The 16,581-nt window shown below is 25.3% G+C and carries 24 protein-coding genes; 22 read left to right on the forward strand and 2 right to left on the reverse strand.

Translation table 4 applies throughout. From position 1 onward, the window contains the following. Window positions 1-32: 32 nt before the first annotated feature. Complete coding sequence (locus tag AAHM88_RS04830) at window positions 33-545, forward strand: hypothetical protein (RefSeq protein ID WP_342262407.1); 513 nt, start codon at window positions 33-35, stop codon at window positions 543-545. Window positions 546-803: 258 nt separating this feature from the next. Here AAHM88_RS04830 and AAHM88_RS04835 read toward each other — a convergent pair whose 3' ends face one another. Next, a complete protein-coding gene (locus AAHM88_RS04835) occupies window positions 804-1,730 on the reverse strand; it encodes an ETX/MTX2 family pore-forming toxin (protein ID WP_342262408.1) in 927 nt (308 codons plus the stop codon). Between the two features lie 235 nt (window positions 1,731-1,965). Here AAHM88_RS04835 and AAHM88_RS04840 point away from each other — a divergent pair, with 235 nt between their 5' ends. From AAHM88_RS04840 to AAHM88_RS04900, 13 genes are all read left to right on the forward strand, one after another. After that, window positions 1,966-3,057: a DDE-type integrase/transposase/recombinase gene (locus AAHM88_RS04840; RefSeq protein ID WP_342262409.1), complete on the forward strand. Its 1,092-nt coding sequence runs from the start codon at window positions 1,966-1,968 to the stop codon at window positions 3,055-3,057. A 343-nt stretch (window positions 3,058-3,400) separates the two neighbouring features. Continuing rightward, complete coding sequence (locus tag AAHM88_RS04845) at window positions 3,401-3,724, forward strand: hypothetical protein (protein WP_342262410.1); 324 nt, start codon at window positions 3,401-3,403, stop codon at window positions 3,722-3,724. A gap of 69 nt (window positions 3,725-3,793) precedes the next feature. Beyond that, entirely contained in the window at window positions 3,794-4,120 is a 327-nt protein-coding gene (locus tag AAHM88_RS04850; protein WP_342262411.1) for a hypothetical protein, read from the forward strand. 30 nt (window positions 4,121-4,150) lie between these two features. Next, window positions 4,151-4,363: a hypothetical protein gene (locus AAHM88_RS04855; protein WP_215825617.1), complete on the forward strand. Its 213-nt coding sequence runs from the start codon at window positions 4,151-4,153 to the stop codon at window positions 4,361-4,363. Between the two features lie 164 nt (window positions 4,364-4,527). After that, the gene (locus AAHM88_RS04860; protein WP_342262412.1) at window positions 4,528-4,758 is read left to right on the forward strand and encodes a hypothetical protein; all 231 of its coding nucleotides are present in this window, start codon (window positions 4,528-4,530) and stop codon (window positions 4,756-4,758) included. A 15-nt stretch (window positions 4,759-4,773) separates the two neighbouring features. After that, a complete protein-coding gene (locus tag AAHM88_RS04865; protein ID WP_342262413.1) occupies window positions 4,774-5,070 on the forward strand; it encodes a hypothetical protein in 297 nt (98 codons plus the stop codon). Beyond that, window positions 5,055-6,038: a hypothetical protein gene (locus tag AAHM88_RS04870; RefSeq protein ID WP_342262414.1), complete on the forward strand. Its 984-nt coding sequence runs from the start codon at window positions 5,055-5,057 to the stop codon at window positions 6,036-6,038. The genes AAHM88_RS04865 and AAHM88_RS04870 overlap by 16 nt, the downstream gene beginning before the upstream one ends. 13 nt (window positions 6,039-6,051) lie before the next feature. Then, window positions 6,052-6,378, forward strand: a complete 327-nt coding sequence (locus AAHM88_RS04875; protein WP_342262415.1) for a hypothetical protein — start codon at window positions 6,052-6,054, stop codon at window positions 6,376-6,378. A 9-nt stretch (window positions 6,379-6,387) separates the two neighbouring features. Continuing rightward, the gene (locus AAHM88_RS04880; RefSeq protein WP_338967003.1) at window positions 6,388-6,633 is read left to right on the forward strand and encodes a hypothetical protein; all 246 of its coding nucleotides are present in this window, start codon (window positions 6,388-6,390) and stop codon (window positions 6,631-6,633) included. A gap of 3 nt (window positions 6,634-6,636) precedes the next feature. Continuing rightward, entirely contained in the window at window positions 6,637-7,020 is a 384-nt protein-coding gene (locus AAHM88_RS04885) for a hypothetical protein (protein WP_342262416.1), read from the forward strand. Continuing rightward, the gene (locus AAHM88_RS04890; RefSeq protein WP_342262417.1) at window positions 7,013-8,878 is read left to right on the forward strand and encodes a hypothetical protein; all 1,866 of its coding nucleotides are present in this window, start codon (window positions 7,013-7,015) and stop codon (window positions 8,876-8,878) included. The genes AAHM88_RS04885 and AAHM88_RS04890 overlap by 8 nt, the downstream gene beginning before the upstream one ends. Before the next feature lie 201 nt (window positions 8,879-9,079). Then, a complete protein-coding gene (locus AAHM88_RS04895) occupies window positions 9,080-9,502 on the forward strand; it encodes a hypothetical protein (protein ID WP_342262418.1) in 423 nt (140 codons plus the stop codon). Window positions 9,503-9,571: 69 nt separating this feature from the next. After that, on the forward strand, window positions 9,572-10,654 hold the full coding sequence (locus AAHM88_RS04900) for an integrase core domain-containing protein (protein ID WP_342262419.1): 1,083 nt from the start codon (window positions 9,572-9,574) through the stop codon (window positions 10,652-10,654). Between the two features lie 108 nt (window positions 10,655-10,762). Here AAHM88_RS04900 and AAHM88_RS04905 read toward each other — a convergent pair whose 3' ends face one another. Then, window positions 10,763-13,159, reverse strand: a complete 2,397-nt coding sequence (locus AAHM88_RS04905) for a hypothetical protein (protein WP_342262420.1) — start codon at window positions 13,157-13,159, stop codon at window positions 10,763-10,765. A 661-nt stretch (window positions 13,160-13,820) separates the two neighbouring features. On the opposite strand from AAHM88_RS04905, the gene AAHM88_RS04910 reads away from it, so the two are divergent. The 8 genes from AAHM88_RS04910 (at window position 13,821) to AAHM88_RS04945 (ending at window position 16,579) form a co-directional block, all read left to right on the forward strand. Then, window positions 13,821-14,147, forward strand: a complete 327-nt coding sequence (locus AAHM88_RS04910; protein ID WP_342262238.1) for a hypothetical protein — start codon at window positions 13,821-13,823, stop codon at window positions 14,145-14,147. Window positions 14,148-14,149: 2 nt separating this feature from the next. Continuing rightward, window positions 14,150-14,371 carry a hypothetical protein gene (locus AAHM88_RS04915; RefSeq protein ID WP_342262239.1) on the forward strand — a complete coding sequence of 74 codons (222 nt, stop codon included), beginning with the start codon at window positions 14,150-14,152 and terminating at the stop codon, window positions 14,369-14,371. Then, window positions 14,371-14,532: a hypothetical protein gene (locus AAHM88_RS04920; protein WP_339024447.1), complete on the forward strand. Its 162-nt coding sequence runs from the start codon at window positions 14,371-14,373 to the stop codon at window positions 14,530-14,532. The genes AAHM88_RS04915 and AAHM88_RS04920 overlap by 1 nt, the downstream gene beginning before the upstream one ends. Before the next feature lie 3 nt (window positions 14,533-14,535). Continuing rightward, entirely contained in the window at window positions 14,536-14,766 is a 231-nt protein-coding gene (locus AAHM88_RS04925; protein WP_339024456.1) for a hypothetical protein, read from the forward strand. Between the two features lie 11 nt (window positions 14,767-14,777). Beyond that, on the forward strand, window positions 14,778-14,912 hold the full coding sequence (locus AAHM88_RS04930) for a hypothetical protein (protein ID WP_338968593.1): 135 nt from the start codon (window positions 14,778-14,780) through the stop codon (window positions 14,910-14,912). A gap of 84 nt (window positions 14,913-14,996) precedes the next feature. Further along, window positions 14,997-15,179 carry a hypothetical protein gene (locus AAHM88_RS04935; protein ID WP_342223597.1) on the forward strand — a complete coding sequence of 61 codons (183 nt, stop codon included), beginning with the start codon at window positions 14,997-14,999 and terminating at the stop codon, window positions 15,177-15,179. A 24-nt stretch (window positions 15,180-15,203) separates the two neighbouring features. Beyond that, window positions 15,204-16,190 (forward strand): hypothetical protein, encoded by a 987-nt coding sequence (locus AAHM88_RS04940; RefSeq protein ID WP_342262241.1) that lies wholly within the window; start codon window positions 15,204-15,206, stop codon window positions 16,188-16,190. A 68-nt stretch (window positions 16,191-16,258) separates the two neighbouring features. Then, on the forward strand, window positions 16,259-16,579 hold the full coding sequence (locus AAHM88_RS04945; protein WP_342262421.1) for a hypothetical protein: 321 nt from the start codon (window positions 16,259-16,261) through the stop codon (window positions 16,577-16,579). Window positions 16,580-16,581 lie beyond the last annotated feature (2 nt).

Below are 16,581 nucleotides of genomic sequence, written 5' to 3' on the forward strand. Positions count from 1 at the left end.
TGAAAAAATAAAGTAATAAAGGAATTAAAATAATGAAAATTTTAAATATAATAACTCTTTCTACATTAACAATATTACCAATAGTTGGCTGTTCTAAAAAACCAAATGAACCAGTAGAACAAAAAGATAACGAAAACAAAATTTATGATTTTGAAATTAGAAACTTAGAAAAAATAAGATTTTTAACGGAAAGGCAAGACCATGACCTTTTAAAAGTTGAGATAAGAACAGAAGAAAATATAAATGCAAATATAGATAAACAATTACCAAATTTAAAAAATGGAAAAATTTTTAGTTTAGAGTTTAATGCAGAGCTTGTAAATAACAGAATTAAACAAAAAGACTTTCAAAAAATAACAAATACTTATGGAACAAAAATAGATACTTCGGGTTTAAATTTTTATACCTGAATGATTAATATACCCAATAAAACAATAAGAATTAAAGCACAAGGAACAGAATTATTAACTTTTGAACATGACGACACTAACAATTATAGATTAAATAAAACAAATAATTTTGAAATTAAAATTGAAAATCCTTAATAACTAAATTTAAAAACCGTTAAAATTAATGCCTTAGAAGGTGGTTTTCTATGATGACGGCGCCCTTAAATAACTAAGCAACTTTTTCATTTTTTGACAAAGTAAAAAAAGGCAGTAATTTTAATTAATTACTGCCTTTAAACTTTATTTTATTATATACAATTTATACTTTTATTCTTAACAAGAGATTAAAAATTTGTTATACTTGTTGTTAAATTGATTGCTTCTAAAATGCGTAATAATATTTTAATTTAAAAATTATTGATTTTCTAATGGATTTTCACTGAAATTAACATCAAGTTTGCCTCCTTGTGAATTTCAAGTTATTGGTATATTGAATATAATTATTGTTGGATTATTTATATCATTAACTGATAAAACAGAATTTCCCTTATAATCCATTGCAAGCATGTCAGGATATTTAGAAGCAATTTCTTTGATAGTTCTTGTTAAAAAAACAGTATTTCAATGATTTAAACCATCTTTGCCTCTGTATTTTGGTGAAGTTATTTTAAAGTCCGAAGGAAGGTAATACCTTATTATTCCATCTGATTTGTATGTACCTTGTCGGATTATATATTGTGCAATTCCTTTTGAATTAGAGCCCACAATAAATGATTGGCTGGGTGCAGTTACTGTTTCTTCTGTAGTTGTTGTTTTATCTCATGTTTGGCTTGAATTAACATTAACATTTATAGATGAGTTTCAAAATAAAAAATTAAAACTTGTTTCAAATGATGCTGATTCATTTAAAGAAATAGTAAAAGAATTTGTGTTTCCAATAGTTTTTGAATAAGATTGAGTTTGAAAAGTTTGAGAAGAACTAGTGTTATTTATATAATTATTTTCAAATGTTTGAACTACATTATCAGATATTGCTGTCATATTTTTTGTATATAAACTCCCAGTTCTATTTATTAAAAAATTATTATAATATTCAGAAACTTTGTCTTTTGCTGTATCAACTCAATAACTAAAATTTTGCTCAAAAGCTTCCTGTGTACCATTCATAAAAGTTTGAATAATATTTTCTACACTTGTTGGTGGTAATATTTCGAATTTTAAATTACTACTTAAAACATTATTTTTCGGTACAGTTATTATATAAGGACTATTAGCGACAACACCAGACATTCCGCTTCCAGTTATTATTATGATTCCTAAAATTCTTAATAATTTTTTCATATTAATTAAATTCCTTTCGTGAATTTTTACTAATTAATAAAAATTTATATCACTTTCTCCTTTCTCCAAATCTTATTCTAAAATCTACTTACCTTGGAATTTGATTATAGACTAACAAACAAAAATTTCTAATTTTTACGGCATTAAAATATGAAAAAATTTAATCAAGTAACAACTAATTTATAATGAGATTAAATCAACAAAAATAATTAAATAGAAAGCAGGTTTGTAAACAATGAAATATATTATCGCCGAAAATCAATTATCAGATTTAGAAGCACGCTTACAATGCTGATTAAAGGGTTTTTACCGAGATAAAAACTATCATAAAACTAAAAAACGAATTAATAATTATTTAAACCTATGCAAACAATTTTATACCGAAAAAAATACTTTAAAATCATTAATTAAAAAACACTTTCACAATATTGACATAACTTTTTATCGTTGAGCTAAAAAAATTATTACTGGTTACTATGAAAATAATTTTAGTAATTTAATAATTAAATCAACAAAACCGTTGAACCCACATTATCAATTTAACATTGAAAGTCGTAAAAAAATATGTGATTTATTTTACAAATACAAAAACATTAAAGCTGGTGGTGTTTGGTCATTATATAATAATCTCCTTAGAGGCGAACATGACGCCCATAAATATGATTTACCAAGAAATATTAGAACATTTTATCGCTGAATTAAATCTGACCCTCGCTATGATAAAATTAGACAAAAAATTAAGGAAAACAAACGCTATTATAACCGTTATGAAGTAAAAGAAATCGGATTAATACAAATGGATGCTAAACACTTTCCCAAGTCAAAATATCCGGTAGAAAAAAATATGTATGTCTATGACTTTATTGATGAAAAGACAAGAATGGTATTTGGTTATGTTTATGATAGTTTAGGAACTAACAACGCCATTAATGCTGTGCAAAGAGCAATATATGATTTTAAGAAGTTTGGAATAGAAGTTAATAGAATTAGAACTGATAATGCTCCAGAATTTACCACTACTAATTGAAGTAATAAAAATGAATATAAGATAAAAGAAAGACCCTTTAGTAAATATTTAAAAGATAATAAAATAATACACGAAACTACTCCAATAAGGTCACCCCAAAGTAATGGTAAGATAGAAAGATTTCATAAGAATTATAATAATTTATTATTGTTAGATGATATCAAAAGATTTAATACTAATGAATTACAAAGATATTTAAATGAATATTATTACTTTTATAACTTTCAAAGGAATCATTGAACAATAAAAGACATCCCATTCAATTTTCTAAACAAACTTTTAAAAACCTCTTGAAACTAACATATGTCTGTGCTATAGTACAAGATTGCTAATTTTATGTAGAAACCATATACATATGACAAGATTTTGGTTTTTACAAACTTGCTGTTAATTAATAAATAAATATGAGCTCATTTATTTATTACAAGAAATATAAGGTTAAATTAACACTTATTATTTTTAATTATGCCTTGTATTTTTTTGTGCCTTGATAGTAATAAACTAAGTTAATTAGTAAACGAAGTTTACTAACAAATTTTGTTAAACATAAATGTTTAAAAAAATAAATATTTAACTTAGTTAGATAACTAAGCTAAATATAACTTAGTTTAATATAACTAAATATTGTAAGGATGGTATGTATATGAGAAATATTGAAAATATTTTTTTAAATACTAAAAAATATCTTTTAAAAGAAACACAAAACGCAATTCTTATTAAAGCACCAGAAATTCCGTGATTTAGTAATCCTATTGGTATTTGATTTTCAAAGCGATTTGTTTATAAAGGCAAATATGAAAATTCTATTTGTATTGGAATAATTAGAAATGGTAAGTATCAGTTGGTTTCAGTTAATAAGAAGGGGCAGGAGTCTAATTTGATTATAGGACAAGAATTGTTAAATTTTTTTATTGCTGAAAAAGAGAATGATAAAAAGGATGTAAGTTTTAATTATTTTAAAAATTAATTTTAAAGGTGTTTTAAGGCGCCTTAAGAATAGATGTAAATAAAAAATTCCACCAAAATATCTTGGTTGATGTTTATAGTGGTGAAGCGGTGCGGAAAGCGTATGCTCCGCCCGCTAGTTATGGATGAGTTGAGTTATTTAACTAAGTTATTGCAATTTATTTGATTTGGTGTAGTAAAAAATAGTTTTGGAGTTTTAGAAATGAAAATGTGAGTTAGTGTGGATGAGCCTGGCAAAGATTATTGTCAAGAGTTTATATATTCTATTAATAAAAAAACCGGATTAGAACAAAAAATTTGAGCGTCTAAATCTGCAGTTGATTCTGTTAGAACTGATTTAGTTGGTGATAATTGACTTTGTGTTGATTTTGTTGAACATAATTGTTTAAAAAAATAAATTAATTAGAAAATTAAGGAGAAAAGAAAGATGAGTATATTTGGATTAGTGTTTTTTACGATTTTAACATTATTACTAGCATATTATATTGCAGTTAATATTTATCGGTTTTTTAAAGATAAAAAGAAATATGGTAGTGAAGCAAAGCAGTTGCCAAAAGATTTTACTTATTCACAACGAATATTTATTGCAAAGTTTAAGCGAAATTTATTAGAACAAGATGAAAAAGAAATTAAAAAGTAGGTTTAGAAAATGTTTAAAAAAATAATTGTTGAGTTAATTGAATTAATTTATCCGACTGCCGATTTACCACCCCAAGTTGTATTTTTGTTTTCAATTTTAATAATTGTAATGCTCTTCTCAGCCATTATTTTTCTACTCTTTTGACCTTTTAAGCGGTAATTATTATGTTTTTAGTTGCTTGAAAAGATTTAGATTGAGAAATGACAAAATTGTATTTTTGAGATTTATTTATCCAAATTACAACTATTCCGGCGTGAGTTTCTGGCAAAGAAATTGATTTAACCAAAGAACTACTTTGACTTTTAATAGCAAATATTGCCTTTTGAATGGTATTAATATTCACTGTCTTATTTATGGTTATTTTATTTTATAAGGTTAAATCATATTTTGTTTAGAAAGGGGGTGATTATATGTTAATAAATTTCTTAGTAGAAGGAAATACACCAGGAGCAATTACTGGTGAACAAGCGGTTACTAATTTATGAAAAGCATTAATTAAAGCATTTGGTAATATTTGAACTGATATTATTGGTGGTAATATGCCAAATGTTGTTAATTTCTTTGCTACATATTGAGTTTTCTTGCTTGGTGTGATTATTGGTTTATTTTTAATTGCTTTCAAAATGTTTGAAAAATTAATGCCCGGCAGATTAGTAATAAAAATAAAGAAAGTGTGATTTAAGTGATGCTATTGTTTAAAAAAATAAATTTAAGATTATATGATTTTGTCGCTTTAAATCGCACTTTATTTATTATTGCGTGATTTTATGGTGCGATTTTGCATTATTATAATCCCCAAAGTTGACGAATGTTATTTGATATTATTTATTTATTAATTGCTTTGTATATTTTATATACTAAAATTTCTCATTTCTTTGCTCGTCGTAGTTTTATTAATTTCTTATTAAATTCACCTTTAAATTTAGTAATTGGTGCTTTAGGGACTGGAAAAACCGCTTTAATGGTTTTAGCTTCTTACTTATTAAGTGGTTGAAAAACGATTTCTACTTTTCCGATTACCAATAAACAAATGCTTTCATTAGGACACATGTCTTTATTAGATTATAATTATCCGATATTAGAAGAAAAGCATTTACTGTTATGAGATGAAACCAACTTATTTTTAGAAGGAACTGACTATAAAGAAAATGATAGGGTAACCCAAGGTTTACAAGAATATTTCGCTTCAGCTCGCCAATTTACCCATATCGTATTAGCAAGCGGACAACGAGCCGAACATATATGAGTTAAAGTTCGTGATATTGCGAATTCAATAATTGTTGGCATTAGAAAAAAACCGGTTAGTATTTTTCGACCCTATTTACAAGTTATTTATGGCACTTTTAAATCAGTAAGCGAATACGAGCAATGACGATTAACTTTAATTAATGCTAAAAATGATAAAAAAGGTCGCAAAATCAAGTATCGTAGCATTCCGGAATTAGATATTTATTTCTTTAAATTGAAAATTCCGATGTCAATTTTAAACCTTTATGATAATAAATATTTATCATTCTTGCGTGAATTAAGTAATCGTGCTTTGAATGATAATTATCAACATAAATTTTGAAATGATAATTTAATGGATATTGAAGCATTAGAATATTTAAAAATGGAGAAATTTAGCAAGATACTTACTAAGTTAAAAAATAATCTAAAGAAGAAAAATAAGTAAAGGAGTTTAAAAAATGGAAAACTTAGAAAAAATGGCTAGTTTAATTGGCGATATGTTTTATAAAGTTTTTGATTTAATTTGAACTTTAACGATTCCGGGAACAGATATTCGTATTATTATTTTTCCGCTAATTATGCTTGTGGTAAATCTTGTAATTGGTGGCATTTTAGGTATTCATATTGAACGACCAAAAGTTGGTTTTCGTAAAAAATATCGAAAATCAGTTGCTAATTGAGGAGCTAAGAAAAAATCATCTAGTGGTCCAACTAAGAAATTTAGTGGTAATAGTCCTAAAAATAGACCGTGAGTTGACCAACATGGACGGCGAATAAAAAGGTAGGTATTTAAAATGTTTAAATTAATAATTTTATTTATTCTTGTTGCTGTTTTTTCTATTTTTGCTTTAAATGACTTTTTAGGTTTATGAGCCTATGTGCGTGAGGGTTTAGAATATTTTAATAAAGTTCTATCAAATAATATTAAAATTTTAGATTTGTTTAAACCAATGATAAGGTTATTTTCTCAACATCCGATTTTCCAAATCTTAGGAACTATTTGCATTTTATCAACAATATATTTAATTTTAAGGAGTTAAAAAATGAAAAAGTTAAAGAAAATATTAAGCATTAAATGATTTAAAAGTGTTTTAAGTTTTATGCATTTTTTTATTATATTTCATATTGTTATGGTTATAATTTGAGTGTTTTTAACAAGAATTAGAACTAATATAGATGGGTTTTTTAAAGATTTTATATTATTTGATTTTCAAAATGTATTTCTTAAAGTGTATTTTTGATTATTAATGGTTTATTTGTTAATAACTGCTATTAAGTTATTTATTAGGGTTTATTACTTTAATAAAGTTTTTAGAAAGCATCAAATGCAAGTTGCTAATTGTGAATGTCCACAACATAATCATTATAAATTTTCTGATGCTTTTAAAGCGATAAAAAAGAATTTTAAGACGTGATGAAATGCATAAGATTATTTCTTGATTTATAATAATGTTTATTGGTTTGGTACCATTAGGGGCTTTCTTTGATACAAAACAACCACCAAAACCTAATATGGAACAATTATTTATAAAACGAGAAAAACGAGCTACAAAATCTGGTCAATGTGGAGATAGTTGTGAATTAGAGTTTTCCAGTATTAAGAATAGTGGTTTAGTTATAATTCCTAGTGTAGATACTGGTGCTGTTTTGCTTGATTTTACCAAAAGTGATATTTTATTACCTGATTTTCCATTACCACAAAAACAATTTTATTTGTATAGTTCAGAATTTACTAATCTTTATAACAAAAATGGTGTTTATAAAAAAATAAATGGTTATCGTATTTATAATTTTACTTACGATGTTGATAGTTATTGACTCGAAGAAATTGTTAATGTCAAAATTTCATTTGAAAAAGTTTCAAGTGTTTATCGTATAGTTTTATTCTCTGCCGAAATGCCCCCTTTGCCAGAAAAAGATAACGAGCAACCATTACCAACCCAAATAACTAAAAGTGATGGCGAATATCAGTATAATCAGTTTCAAAATAAGTTAGATTATTTGATGATACAACGCCGAGATTTTGATAAATTTAATTACTCTTATCTATATTGAGTACCAATTTTTAATTTCTTTGACGATAATTTTAAATATATGAATGAAATTTCAATTAAATTAAATGGTTTTAAACAAAATAGTAAATTTAGTTTAAGTCGCAAAAATTCATATCCACCCGGTTTTATTGAAAAAGTTATTTTTAGAGAACTTTCCTTTTCTAGTTTTGGTGATGTTATTACTATAAAAACTGAGCATGGTAGCATTGTGGGTTCGAATGAGATTTTAGAAAATGGTAAATCACTTTGAAGAAATGGCTCGCGAACAAGTTTTGGGGGAGATTTTATTAATACCTTTTTTGGACAAGTTAATTATTATGGTAATACTTTCCATTTTTTACGCTATGATGATAAATTAAAAACTGATTTTAAAGATTTTATGCTTCATTATCGAAAAGATTTAACTGTTGATTTTATTAATGGTTTATTTAATAAAATTTATAAAGTTTTAGGTGGTTTTTTCGTACAATTCTTTTATGCAAGTTTTGATATGGATACTTCTACTTATGTAGAATTAGATTACAAAGGAATGCAACAAATTTCTAAAAATGTTTTACAAATGGGTTTTTTCTATCGTTCCTTAATTACTTTTTATCCAAAACAGTATTTAATTAACTTCGGTTCAACAATCGAAAATAGTAAGAATATGATTTTTCGTTCTTATTTCTTTGTTAAAGATAAACAAATTGCTAATGGTTTTAATACTGGTAAAAGTTCTTATCAAATAGATTTTAATGTGTTAAAAGCATATGATAATCAATTATGAAACTCCACTAGTAATAAACTGCATTTTTATAATGCTAAAGTCGATGTAATGTATGGAATTAATATTTTTACACTGACTTTCCCACTATATAAAAAGAAAAATGAAAGCACTGAATATCATTATTCTTTATACGATTTTAACATTTTGAATTCAACAGCTTTTATTGGTGGCGGAATAAGTGGTAATATGGATGACTTAATTCCGACGCCCAATTGTTCTTATTGGGGCTTATTTAGTGCAATATCTTGTGGCATTCAGCACGCTTCTGTTAGTGTGTTAAATTGATTACTTGGTCTTTCTGGGATTAATCTTTTAATTCGCCCTATTGCTGATATTGCTAAAACAACGATTAATTTTACCAAAACCGCCTTTCCGGTGTTTGAAGTTATTCCGGCATTTCAAATGTTATTTGAGTTTGTAGTTCCATTAGCAATCTTACTAATGATATTAAAAAAGTTCTCTTAAATATTGCCAATATTTTTATATAATAGACTTGGTACATAACCTCTAATTTTATCTACTATTTTGATAATACTATCTTCTAGCTGAGGCAGAAATATTAGATAAATACAAAGACGAAAACGAATTTTATAGTCTAATAGGCATAAAATGTTATAGTTATGTACCAAGTCTAATATAATTCCTTTGAAAGGATGGTTTTTCTTTATGCGAAAATTTTTATCAGCTTTAAATTTATTATGTGTAATGCTTATTTCTGGGTGTAATAAAAATAGTAATGATTTTAAATCATATGATTTAGACTTTACTAGTGTTAAGAATAGTGGTTTAGTTATAATTCCTAGTGTAGATACTGGTGCTGTTTTGCTTGATTTTACCAAAAGTGATATTTTATTACCTGATTTTCCATTACCACAAAAACAATTTTATTTGTATAGTTCAGAATTTACTAATCTTTATAACAAAAATGGTGTTTATAAAAAAATAAATGGTTATCGTATTTATAATTTTACTTACGATGTTGATAGTTATTGACTCGAAGAAATTGTTAATGTCAAAATTTCATTTGAAAAAGTTTCAAGTGTTTATCGTATAGTTTCATTCTCTGCCGAAATGCCTAATAAAAATTAGTAATTTAATAACCATTCTTGAAAATCGTATTTTTTAATACGATTTTCTTAATTTAAGGAGTTTAAAAAAATGAAATATATTATTTCCCAAGCTGATTTAGCAGATTTAAAAGCAAAAATCCAAAGTTGATTAAGTGCTAATTGCCGTAATCCTTATTACTATAAAACTAAAAAACGCATTACTGCTTATTTAAATTTATGTACTTATTTCTATATTGAAAAAACTACTTTAACAAAACTTATTAAAAAATATTTTAAGAATGCAACGAAAACCTTTTATCGTTGGGCACAAAAAATTATGACCGCTTATTATTCTGACAATTTAGATTTGTTATTGTTTAAAACTACAAAACCACAAAATCTTAATTATCAATATAGTTTAAATTTTCGTGAAAAGGTATGTGATTTATATTTTGATTACAAAAATCTTCAAGCCAGTGGAATGTGGTCTTTATTTAACAATTTAAAAATCGATTTTCACGATATTAAAAATTCAGAAGTTCCTAAAAACATCAAAACTTTTTATCGCTGAATTAAATCTGACCCTCGCTGAAAAGAATTAAAACAACAAATTAAACAAACAAAACGCCATTTTAAGCGTTATGAAGTCTCCGAGATTGGTCTTTTACAAATGGATGCCAAAATTATTACAACATCAAATTTTCCGGTTGATAAAAAATATTATATTTATGATTTCATTGACGAAATAACACGCATAGTATTTGGTTATGTTTATGATAGTTTAGGAACTAACAATGCCCTTAATGCCGTGCAAAGAGCAATGAAAGATTTCAGCGAACTTGGCATAACCATTAAACGCCTTCGTACTGACAATGCTCCGGAATTTACTACTACTAATTGAAGTAATAAAAAAGCATACAAAGTAAAAGAAAGGCCTTTTACAACCTTTCTTTCGAGGAACGGAATTGTCCACGAAACCACGCCGATTCGTTCGCCACAGAGTAACGGTAAAATCGAGCGATTTCATCAACATTATAACAAATTATTTTATTCCAAGGATAAAAAATTAAATCAAAATGAACTTCAACATTATTTAAACAAATATTATTACTTTTATAATTTTGAACGCCGTCATTCATCATTAAAAAATAAATCTCCATTTCAAACATTACAAAAACTTTTAACAAAATAATTTATAGAAGTTTGAATAATTATTTTTTACAAAATATTTAATGTTTTTAACTATTTTTTACAAAAAAGGAAAATAGTATTTTTTATACTATTTTCCTAAATTTAATACTTATATAATTGAAGTATTAATAATTAATTTTGGTTCTGCTTCTTGTGTCAAAGAAATTTTTGCTTTTCCATTAAAAGTTATACTGTTATCTTCATTGATAGTAATTTTATCTGGTAATAAGCTATATTTTTTTAATATTTGCATCGCTTCTTTAATTGACAATGTAATTATTTGTTCTTCATTATTATTATCAATTATTTTGACACTAATTGTTCCGCTAATTTTTTGTTTTAAATTTAATGTGGTTTCAAGGTTGGTTTCTCTTACTGAATATTTAAATATTATGCGTTCGTGAGGTGCCAAGTCTATTTCATCTCCTACATCACTAAAAGAATACAAAATCATTTCTTGTTCTTGTTTATTTGTGTTTGATAAATCAAATTCATTTGATAATACATTAATGATTTTAGAATTTTTATTATTTAAATTAACAAAGTCATGTAATTTCATTTCATCATCAGGATTTATGTTTCAACCATTTAATTTATTTTCTTGTTTTGTTTTAGTTAATCCTGTTGTAATTTGAAATACTAATTTTGATTTTTGTTCATAGTCACATTTAGGTATTTTAACTGTTTTTTTAATCGAAGAAGTATTAATGCGTTCTCTTTTTTTAAAACACGCTTCTTTAAAATTAGTCTTATGTAATAATTTAGAATCTCTTGTAACTTCAACATTGCCAAAATTTAAATTATTAATGTTAATAACAAAACTTTTTATTTTAGAAATTGAAACATTTGTTGCACCCGGTGACCACCGTGGAAATAAAAATTGTAATACATCGGGTTCTACATTAATTAATTTATTTAATAGATTTTCAAAAGAATTAATATTAATTACATTAGTAATTTGATAATTAACATTAATTATTGATCAACTATATCCATTTTCTATTAATATTTTTGAATATATAGAAGATTTACTAATAATTTTTATTTTCTTATTTTTAAAAATAAGAGGATCTTCTAAAAATAAATTCGCTATTATTATTTTATCTTCATTACTATAAATTTCTCCTAAATTAAAATTATTATTAATTTCAACTAATGAGTTTTTAAAATATATACCATTATTAGTTGCAAAAAATATATTATTATTTTTATCAATATTTATTGAATTAACTATTATATTATTAATTTCTTCATTTCTTATGGCTATTGATTCACCATTTTTTAATAAGTAAACACCTGGGCCTTTTCGCTCAGAAAAACTTTCTTGGGAACCTCGTATTGTTGGTGAAACAAAGAAAGGAGATAGAGCTGATGAACCAATATTATGAACATCAGTACTAACATAATTTTTTATTTTTTGTATAACATTATTATTGTTTTTGATAGTGTATATATCATAATTTTTTGTTCCAAAATAAATATTATTTTTATTATCAATAATAAAATCTAAATATGTATTCATTTTTTTACCTAAAATATCTATAAGTTTTCCACTATCAAGATAACGAACACTAACATCAACCTCACCTAAAAAAATATTATCATTTTTATCAATTATAATTGAACTGGGGTCAAAATGTTTTTTATTAAATTTTATTGGTTTTGTTTCATTTGATTTTAATAAATACAGTCCATCACGTCACCTAGAAAAATAAATGTTATTTTGACTATCAACAGCTATTGCTAAAATATTGTTTTTTACTCCATTTATTTTTGTAGCTATTGTTTCACCGTTTTTTAAAAAATAAGCCCCATTTGAATCACCAAAATAAATTATATTTTCTTTTATGTAAATTGTTCAAATTATATCATCGGTGTTTATTCCATTTATTTTTGTTGCTGTTAATTCATCTGATTTTAAAATATACAAATCCTTGTTTTTTGTTTGATAATAAATATTATTATTATTTTTATCTATATAATAGTGAATGAGATTATTAGGAATATTTTCAATCTTTGTTGCTGTTAATTCACCTGATTTTAATAAATAAATTTTATCGTTTTCAAAAGAAATATAAACATCATCATTTTTTATATCTAATGATATTAATTCTTCGTTTGAATCGGGAATTAAATCAGAAAAATTAATTGATATTATTTTCTTTTCTTTATATTTAAAAATATAAAGAGAATCAAGATACTCATTATAAGAATCTTTTATAGTATTAAAATAAATATTATTTTGACTATCAATTGCAATATTTTGTATTGGTTTATTAATTTCATCAATTTCTTTAAAATCTTTGTTGATAAATTTTAAATAATTATTTAAAGAAATTGTTTTTGTTGTATTTATTTCTAAATTATTTATTTGAAAAACAGTTAATTTATCTTTATCTTGTAGTGTTTCTTCCCGCTTTAATGACATTGGACTATTGGCGACAATCCCGGCCATTCCACTACTTGCTATTGTTATTGTTCCTAAGATTCGTAGTAATTTTTTCATATTAATCAAATCCTTTTCGTTAATTTTTACTAATTAATAGAATTTATCGAACAATCAAAATCCTTTCTCAAATTTGTACAGTCTAATTAATACAAATTAATTATAAATAATTAAATAAAAATGTCTACTAAATTAAATCTGTCCTTTTTTTAAAGGACGCATAAAGTTTTGTTAGGTGGGAAAATATTTGAATAAGTATTAAGACAGTCAGCAATGATTGTCTTTTTATTTTATAAGGTGTTAAAAATTTGTTCTTTGAAAATTAAATACAAGTGAGTTAATAATGTTGGTATGTATTAAAGCACGATAAATTGTGGGTGGTCGCCATAACCAAAAGAAGTTTACCAGTTAATAGATAACATCCTATTAGCTATAGCAATTTGTTTCGTTTTGCAATAAAAAAATGAATGGGTGGATTTCCTAAAAATATACACGCTATTAAATTAGTTCCAAGGGTAGGATGCGGACATTAAAGTGTAGAAATTTCTATATAGGGGTATGCTAAGTTTAAAATTATTAAAATCTTTATCTAATTAAAAAAACAAAATTTAATAACAAAGCTTGTTAAACACTTAAATCTACGATATATAAGTGTTTAAAAAACTAAGTTAACTAACTTAGTTAATATAACTTAGTTTATTTATAAGAAAGGTAATTTATTATGAAAAACATTGAAAACATTTTCTTAAATACTAAAAAATATCTCTTAAAAGAAACACAAAACGCAATGTTTATTAAAGCACCAAAAATACCGTGATTTAATAAACAAATCGGCATTTGATTTCCAAAGCGATTTGTTTATAAAGGAAAATATGAAAATTCTATTTGCATCGGAATAATAAAAGATAGTAAATATCAAATAATTTCAATTAATCAAAAAGAAAATGAAACCAAATTAATTAATGGACAAGAATTATTAGGTTTCTTCATTGCAGAAAAAGAAAACAACAAAAAAGATATAAATTATAACTATTTTAAAGGAGTTTAAAAATGAATATTGCGATTGGAATAATATTTATTATCATTTGCATAATGCTATTAGCATATTTTGCTTATAAAATTTATGCCAAAATAAAAATTAGAATTAAATATAAAAATGCCATTAAAAATAATACTGGTAATTTTACAAAAGATGAAAAAGTGTTTATTGCCCGCTTTGAAGAATGAGTTAAAGCTCCTAATTCAAAAGAAAATAATGAGAATAAAAAATAATGTTTTGAGAAATTATTATGGAATTCTTAAAACTGTTTATTCCGATAGAAAAAATGCCTGCACAGGTTGCGTTTATTGCCGGATTAATTATTATTATTACTTTTCTTTTCGCATTAATTTCAATTATGTATTTACCAATAAAAATGATTTTTGGGAGATAAAAAATGACAATAAACTTAAAAGAATTTAATTGAGAACAAATTAAACAAACTTTCTGAGATTTATTTATTCAAATTACAACTATTCCGGCCCACATTACTGGTAGTAAAGAAATTAAATTAACCGAAGCACCACTTTGACTTTTAATAGCAAACATTGCTTTTTGACTTCTAACAGCGATTATGGTGTGATTTATTCTAATGTTACTTTGAAAAACCATATCAGTATTTAGATAGAGGCAAAATTAATGTCAAGAAGTTACATTGTGATGCATTCCCAAAGAAATTCAAAATTAATTAGGAAAAAATACAATCGTGTTAAGGTTAATCGTGGTTTTAACAAATTTAAGAAAAACTTTGAATATAAATGATGAATGTTTTAAAAAGAAAGGGGGTGATTATATGTTTGGAACTTTCTTAGTTGATGTGATGCACCAGCAGTAACAAAGATAACAGCTAGTGACGCGATGACTAAATTGTGAAACGCAATTATAACAGCGTTTACTAAAATGTGAGAAATTATTGCTGTTAATATGCCACAAGTCGGTAACTTCTTTGCTGACTACTGAATCTTCATTTTCCCATTTATTTTGGCAATATTCTTTATTTGCTTTAAAATGTTTGAAAAATTACTTGGAGCGGTACGCTAACAAAAAAATAAAGTGAGGTGCAAGATGAAATTTTGCAAATGAATAATAGAAAAAAATAACCATTTTATTGAATTGAATCGCACCTCATTTTTAATTTTATGACATTGAGGAGCAATTTGATATATTTACAACGGTTATTTTAAAAACATTGTGAGCTATTTATTTTTAGCAGGTTGCATTTTAATTTTCCTTTTTAAAATCGATAATTTAACACAAATTAACAAAGTTATTAATTTCTTAAAAAACTCACCATTAAATATTGTGATTGGTTCATTAGGGACTGGCAAAACTGCTTTTCTAGTATACGCATCAAAATTACTAAAAAAGAAGAAATATCACATCGCCTCAACCTTTCCATTACTAGAAACCCAAAAATTAAGTTTAGGACATATGGGATTATTAGACTTTGATTATCCGGTATTACCAGATAAAACCTTACTTTTGTGAGATGAAACCAATTTATTCTTAGAAGGAACTGATTGAGAAAAAAATAATACCAAAAACGAAGAAACCGGTATCCAAGAATATTTCGCCTTAGCACGGCATTTTGGTCATATTGTTCTCGCTAGCGGTCAAAGAGATAAACATATTTGAGTTAAAGTTCGTGATATTGCCAATAATGTGATTGTGGGAATTCGCAAAAAACCCGTTAATATTTTTCGTCCCTACTTAAAAGTCATCTATGGTACTTTTACTAGTATTGAAGAATATGAACGCTGACGAAACACCTTAATTGATGCTAAAAATAGTAAAAAGGGTCGTCGCATTAAATACCGTGATATTCCTGAACTTGATATTTATTTTTTTAAACTAAAAATTCCTTTACCAATACTTAACACTTACAATTCTTTTTATCTAGCATTTTTAAGAGATTACTTAAATTCAAAAGTAAATCCTGATTATGAAGACAAATACTATACTGATACGGCAATTGATTTAGAAGACTTAGAATACTTAAAAATGGATAAATTTAGCAACTTTTTAAGAAAAATGAAAGAAAAGGAACAATAAAAAATGGAAAATCTTGCAAAAATGGCCGACTTTCTCGCCCAAATGCTTTATAAAGTTTTTGATTTAATTTGAAGTCTTGAAGTACCAGGAACAAAAATTCAACTAATATTTCCTTTATTCTTAATGCTTGCAGTAGAATTTCTTATGGCAATTATTCTCGGTGTTTTGGTAGTCAACAAGTTAATTTAGAACAAGAACGCCGATATGCCGTTAAAAATAGTGGCCGTTTAAGTGCCTGAGGAAAAGTTAAAAAACACCAACAAGATATATCCGCTAGAATTAACAAACAAGAGAAACAAGTCGGTAATTTTCACCACAAAAAAAGCGGTCAAATTACCACAGTTAGACAAAATAAAAATTTCAAATCGTGAAATCAAAAGAGTAAATAAAT

Origin of the sequence: Spiroplasma endosymbiont of Dromius quadrimaculatus (genome assembly GCF_964031155.1) — a bacterium.
Taxonomy (GTDB): domain Bacteria; phylum Bacillota_I; class Bacilli_A; order Mycoplasmatales; family Nriv7; genus Nriv7.